The organism is Stenotrophomonas sp. HMWF003 (assembly GCF_003061285.1).
GTDB lineage: Bacteria > Pseudomonadota > Gammaproteobacteria > Xanthomonadales > Xanthomonadaceae > Stenotrophomonas > Stenotrophomonas maltophilia_AP.
Genome location: NZ_QAIW01000411.1, coordinates 7,618 through 13,397 on the forward strand (window position 1 = coordinate 7,618; position 5,780 = coordinate 13,397).

6 protein-coding genes are annotated in these 5,780 nt (G+C 65.7%); 4 read left to right on the forward strand and 2 right to left on the reverse strand.

Translation table 11 applies throughout. The features are described 5' to 3' along the window. Positions 1 to 562, reverse strand: a 562-nt coding sequence (gene scpB, locus DBR34_RS23810; RefSeq protein ID WP_258224080.1) for an SMC-Scp complex subunit ScpB, incomplete at its 3' end; no start/stop codon positions are given. Between the two features lie 15 nt (positions 563 to 577). Then, on the reverse strand, positions 578 to 1,483 hold the full coding sequence (locus DBR34_RS17605) for a ScpA family protein (RefSeq protein WP_128097740.1): 906 nt from the start codon (positions 1,481 to 1,483) through the stop codon (positions 578 to 580). A gap of 345 nt (positions 1,484 to 1,828) precedes the next feature. Here DBR34_RS17605 and DBR34_RS17610 point away from each other — a divergent pair, with 345 nt between their 5' ends. The 4 genes from DBR34_RS17610 to DBR34_RS17625 form a co-directional block, all read left to right on the forward strand. After that, the gene (locus tag DBR34_RS17610) at positions 1,829 to 2,128 is read left to right on the forward strand and encodes a YciI family protein (protein WP_128097741.1); all 300 of its coding nucleotides are present in this window, start codon (positions 1,829 to 1,831) and stop codon (positions 2,126 to 2,128) included. Next, complete coding sequence (locus tag DBR34_RS17615) at positions 2,125 to 2,394, forward strand: BolA family protein (RefSeq protein WP_128097742.1); 270 nt, start codon at positions 2,125 to 2,127, stop codon at positions 2,392 to 2,394. Before DBR34_RS17610 ends, DBR34_RS17615 begins: the two co-directional genes overlap by 4 nt. A 149-nt stretch (positions 2,395 to 2,543) precedes the next feature. Beyond that, positions 2,544 to 3,596, forward strand: coding sequence for a LacI family DNA-binding transcriptional regulator (locus DBR34_RS17620; protein WP_128097743.1), 1,053 nt, complete (start codon positions 2,544 to 2,546; stop codon positions 3,594 to 3,596). A gap of 90 nt (positions 3,597 to 3,686) precedes the next feature. Then, a partial coding sequence (locus DBR34_RS17625; RefSeq protein ID WP_258224081.1) for a TonB-dependent receptor occupies positions 3,687 to 5,780 on the forward strand: 2,094 nt, incomplete at its 3' end.

The window sequence follows — 5,780 nt, forward strand, 5'->3', positions numbered from 1 at the left end:
CATCGCGGTCCAGCGGCAGCTGCGGTTCCAGTTCGCCCAGGTCGCGCAGTTCGGACAGCGGCGGCAGTTCGTCCAGGCGCTTGAGCCCGAAGTAGTCCAGGAAGCCCTTGGTGGTACCGAACAGGGCCGGCTTGCCGGGCACATCGCGGTGGCCGATCACGCGGATCCACTCGCGCTCTTCCAGCGCCTGGATGATGTTGCTGCTGACCGCCACGCCGCGCACCTGTTCAATTTCGCCGCGGGTGATCGGCTGGCGGTAGGCGATCAACGCCAGGGTTTCCAGGGTGGCGCGGGTGTAGCGGGTCTTGCGTTCGGTCCACAGCCGGGTGATGTAGCCGTGCACTTCATTGGTGACCTGGAAGCGGAAGCCGGAGGCCACCTCCACCAGTTCCACGCCGCGCTCGGCGCAGCCATCGCGCAGCAGTTCCAGTGCGCGCTCGATGCTGCCCGGCGGCGCCGGTTCCTCTTCCGGGAACAGGCCCTGCAGCTGCGCCAGGGTCAGCGGCTGGCTGGAGGCCAGCAGCGCCCCTTCGACAATACGGTTGATCAGCGATTGATCCATGCGTGGGTCGGGTGCTCAGTCGGATGCGTTGGCGGCGTCGGCGTCGTCGAATTCGCTGTTGAACTGCAGCGGTTCGTTGGTGTTGCCGGCAGCCAGGGATTTGACGTAGATCGGCGCCAGCGGTGCTTCCTGGACGATGTCCAGCAGCTGCTCCTTGGCCAGTTCCAGCAGGGCCAGGAAGGTCACCAGGACGCCCAGCTTGCCTTCTTCGGCGGTGAACAGCGATTCAAACCGGTAGAACTGGCCATCTTCCAGCCGCCCCAGCACGTCGCCCATGCGCTGGCGCACGCTCAGGGCCTCGCGCTTGATCGCGTGGCCGGTGAACAGCTCGGCGCGCTTGAGCACGTCGTGCAGCGCCATCAGCATTTCCTTCAGGTCCACCGGCGGCGGCAGCTTCACTGCGGCGCGGTCGGGCACGAAGGCATGTACCGGGGTGGTGTCGCGGTCCTGCCGGGGCAGGGCATCGATATCTTCGGCAGCCTGCTTGAAACGTTCGTACTCCTGCAGCCGGCGCACCAGCTCGGCGCGCGGGTCGGCTTCCTCGCCCTCGATGCTGGGCGGCCGCGGCAGCAGCATCCGCGACTTCACTTCGGCCAGGATCGCCGCCATCACCAGGTACTCGGCCGCCAGTTCGAAGCGCAGCTCCTGCATGACGTTGATGTACTCGACGTACTGGCGGGTGATCTCGGCCACCGGGATGTCCAGGATGTCCAGGTTCTGCCGGCGGATCAGGTACAGCAGCAGGTCCAGCGGGCCTTCGAAGGCATCCAGGATGACTTCCAGCGCGTCCGGCGGAATGTACAGGTCCTGCGGAATCTGCAGGACCGGTTGACCATGCACCACGGCCAGCGGCATTTCCTGCTGCTGTGGGGCGGTCGGCCGGATTTGCGGGTTCGCGTCGAGCGCGAGTTCGGAGGTCATCAAGAGTGATGTCAGTATTGCAACGGACCGGTCGCCGCACCCTCAGCCGTTCCGGAACGCCCGGCGGCAGGATGGCAAGCCATGACACGCCTGGGTCGGCGCGGTTCCACACTTCAAACAGCAAGGCGCGCCGCGACGGGCAGCGACAGAACTACGGGGAGGTCGTCTACGTGTACTGGTGTGGGGCAGCGGGTCGATCGTCGGGCGGCGGTGAAGCCGTCTACCGGCGGGGCTGCTGCGTCCAGCCACGTGCAATGGAGTCAAGAGTACGGGTTCAGCCCGGCAGTGTCCAGCGAGCCGGGCTAGAATCGTCCGGTTCGTTTAGCTGAGCCTTGGGAGTTGCCTGTGTGGTATGTGATTGAAGGCTATGACGGTGCCGACGTGTTGGCAGCCCGGATGGCGGTGCGCGGCGCGCATCTGGCCCGTTTGACCGCCCTGCGCGACGAGGGCCGGCTGCTGCTGGCCGGGCCGTGCCCGGCGATCGACAGCGAAGACCCGGGCCCGGCCGGGTTCAGTGGCAGCGTGGTGATCGCCCAGTTCGATTCGCTGGCGCAGGCCCAGGCCTGGGCCGACGCCGACCCCTACGTGGACGCCGGGGTCTATACCCGCGTGCAGGTGCGCCCGTTCCGCAAGGTCCTGCCGTGACCCGGGTCGAGCTGATCCGCGCGGCCCTGCAGCAGGCCCTGGACCCGCAGCTGCTGGAGGTGGAGGACGACAGCCACCGCCACGCCGGCCACGAAGGCGCGCGCGATGGGCGCGGCCATTTCAATGTGCACATTGTCAGCGCCGCCTTCGAAGGCAAGCTGCCACTTGCGCGCCACCGGGCGGTCTATGCCGCCCTGGGCACCCTGATGGACACCGATATCCACGCGCTGTCCATCCGCGCCGAGGCACCGGCCAAAAACGGCTGAAAGCCTTGTCCTGCCTTGTCCTGGCCAGTCCAGGACAGGGCCCCTGAAGACACGTTCATGTTACTGGCGGACGACATTGGCCTAACGTAGTGTTTACATTCAGGATTGAAAACGCTTACATTCCGCGCCAAGCCCCAGATCTCTAAGCCGTGGAGGGCGGCGAAGTGAACAAGGCAGCCATCACAATCAAAGATGTAGCCCGCGAAGCCCGGGTCTCCGTGGCCACGGTGTCGCGTGCGCTCAATGGACATGAAAATGTCGCCGAACCGGTCCGCAAGCTGGTGCTGGAGGTCGCTGCGCGCCTGCGCTACACCCCGCATGCCGCCGCGCGGAGCCTGAGCAGCCGGCGCACCAACACCATCGGTGTGGTGCTGCCGGACCTGTACGGCGAATTCTTCTCCGAGCTGATGCGTGGCATCGACGGGGTCGCCCGCGAGCGCCGCCAGCATCTGCTGGTGTCCAGCTACCACGGCGACCAGGAGCAGCAGGGCGCGGCCCTGCGTGCCATGCGCGGTCGCGTGGACGGGCTGCTGGTGTTGTCGCCGTATGCGGAAAGCCCCGGCTTCCTCACCGACAACCTGCCGCAGGCGCTGCCCACGGTCCTGATCAATACCTACCTGCCCGAGCAGGATCATCCGGTGCTCAGCATCGATGACCATGCCGGCGCGATGGCGATGACCCGCCATCTGCTCGATGTCGGCCACCGCCGCATTGCCTTCATTTCCGGTCCGGACCTCAACTTCGACGCGCGTGAGCGCCTGCGCGGTTTCCGCGATGCGCTGGCCGCGTCCGGTACCGATGCGGTGGGCATCGAGTTGCCCGGTGACTTTGACGAAGCCTCCGGCCATCGCGCTGGACAGGAGTTGCTGGCAGCCGGCGCGCTGCCCGATGCGGTGTTCGCCGCCAACGACATGATGGCGCTGGGCTGCCTGTATGCGTTCGCGCAGGCAGGCGTGCGGGTGCCGGCCGATGTTGCCCTGGCGGGCTTCGATGACATTCCGCTGGCGCGTTTCGTTCACCCGTCCTTGACGACGATGCAGGTGAGTATCGCCGACCTCGGCGATAAGGCGATGACGCGTCTGTTGCAGTTGATGGACGGCAACAACACGGAAGTGGCCGGTGACAAGCAGACGCTTGTGCCGCGCCTGATCGTGCGTGATTCGTGTAGGTCACGACCGATGGTCGTGACGCCTTTGCTGTAAATCACGACCGTTGGTCGTGATGCATTCAAACCACGCTGTAAAAAAAACGACAGGGGCCGCAAAGACGGCCACCACCACCCGGAGATTCACATGACGTATTCCAATCACCGCAACCGTGCACCGGCGCGCAGCCTGCTGACCAGTGCACTGGTTACCTGCCTGATGCTGGGCGCTGCACCGTCCCTGATGGCGCAGTCGGCCACCTCCTCGCTGCGCGGCCAGGTGGCCCAGGCCGAGGCCGGCACCGAAGTGACCGCCACCAACCTGGCCAGCGGCACCGTGCGCCGTGCCACCACCCGCGCCGACGGCAGCTACTCGCTGATGGGCCTGGACCCGGGCACCTATGACGTGGTGGCCAACGGCCAGACCCAGAAGGTGACGGTGACCGTGGCCTCGACCGCGACGCTGAACTTCAGCGGCGCGCCGGCCAACGGCGGCACCGCCAACGCCACCAACCTTGACACCGTCAACGTGGTGGCCCCGACCCTGCTGCAGGAAGTGCGTACGTCCGAAGTGGGCAAGACGGTCAGCCTGCAGCAGATCCAGACCACCCCGCAGGTGTCGCGCAACTTCCTGGAGTTCGCCGACGCGGTGCCGGGCATGATCTTCACCCGCGATGCCAAGGGCAACACCTCGCTGCGCGGCGGTGCCACCAATGCCGACGGCACCAACGTCTACATCGACGGCGTGGGCCAGAAGAGCTACGTCAAGGGCGGCGGCGTGGCCGGCCAGTCCGGCAGCGCCGGCAACCCGTTCCCGCAGCTGGCCATTGGCGAATACAAGGTCATCAGCGGCAACTACAAGGCCGAGTACGGCCAGGTGTCGAGCGCGGCCGTGACCGCGGCCACCAAGTCCGGTACCAACGAGTTCAAGGGTGAAACCTTCTACCGTTACACCAACGAAGACATGCGCGCCAAGACCCCGGCCGAGCGTCAGTACGGCCAGACCAAGGAAGCCTCGGCCGAGAAGGAATACGGCTTCGCGTTGGGTGGCCCGATCATCCAGGACAAGGCCCACTTCTTCGTGACCTACGAAGCCAAGCGCTTCGACCTGCCGGTCACCATCGCGCCGGAAGGCTCGGTCACCAACCGCGTCGGCCTGCTGCCGGGCGACGCCGCCGCCGGCCTCGGCCCGGCCAGCCAGCCGTTCGAGCAGGACCTGATCTTCGCCAAGATCGACTTCGAACCGACCGACAACGATCGCATCGAGCTGACCTTCCAGGACCGCGACGAGACCCAGCAGCAGTTCAGTGGCCAGACCGCGCCGGAAGCCGGCCGCGAAGTGGTCAACACCGACCGTCGTTACGCGCTGCGCTGGAACCACAGCGGCGAGCGTTACTACAACGAATTGATGGTCACCCATGAAGATTCGTTCAACAACCCGACCCCGCTGACCCTGGCCAACGGCATCACCTACACCGCACCGGACGGCACCGAAGACCGCACCCTGGTGAAGATCGGTGGCGCCTCGGCACTGGATTCGCAGGTGAAGGGCCAGAAGGGCTGGGCGATCGAAGACAACCTGACCCTGGATGGCATCCAGTGGATGGGCGACCACACCATCAAGATGGGTGCCAAGTACAAGGAAATCGATCTGTACGCCTCCGATGCGGCGCAGATCAACCCGACCTTCACCTACACCCTGGGTGACGCGGACTTCCCGTCGGACATCCCGTACAAGGCGCAGTTCGTCAAGCCGGTGAACGGTGTGTCGGGCGTGTCCGGCGAAGTGCGTTCGAAGTCCAAGCAGATCGGCCTGTACATCCAGGACGACTGGCAGGTCAACGACCACCTGCAGCTGAACATCGGCCTGCGCTGGGACTACGAAAAGACCCCGGCCTACCTGGACTTCGTGACCCCGCAGGCCGTGGTCGATGCGATCTACTCGCAGGACCCGCGCGCTGCCGCTGGCCAGACCTTCGCCGATACGCTGGCGCTGGGCGGGCTGGACATCAGCGACTACATCAGCAACGGCCACAACCGCAAGGCATTCAAGGATGCCTGGCAGCCGCGCCTGGGCTTCTCGTATGACATCAACGCCGACGAGCAGCACGTGATCCACGGTGGTGCCGGCCGTTCGTATGACCGCGACCTGTTCGACAACCTGCAGCTGGAAACCACCAAGCTGGCCCTGCCGCAGCCGACCATCTACTTCCGCAACCCGTCCACCGGCACCTGCATCAAC

Excerpts from the sequence above, each read along its gene's own strand:
- DBR34_RS17605 (WP_128097740.1), bottom strand. The coding sequence starts at position 1,483 with ATGACCTCCGAACTCGCGCTCGACGCGAACCCGCAAATCCGGCCGACC.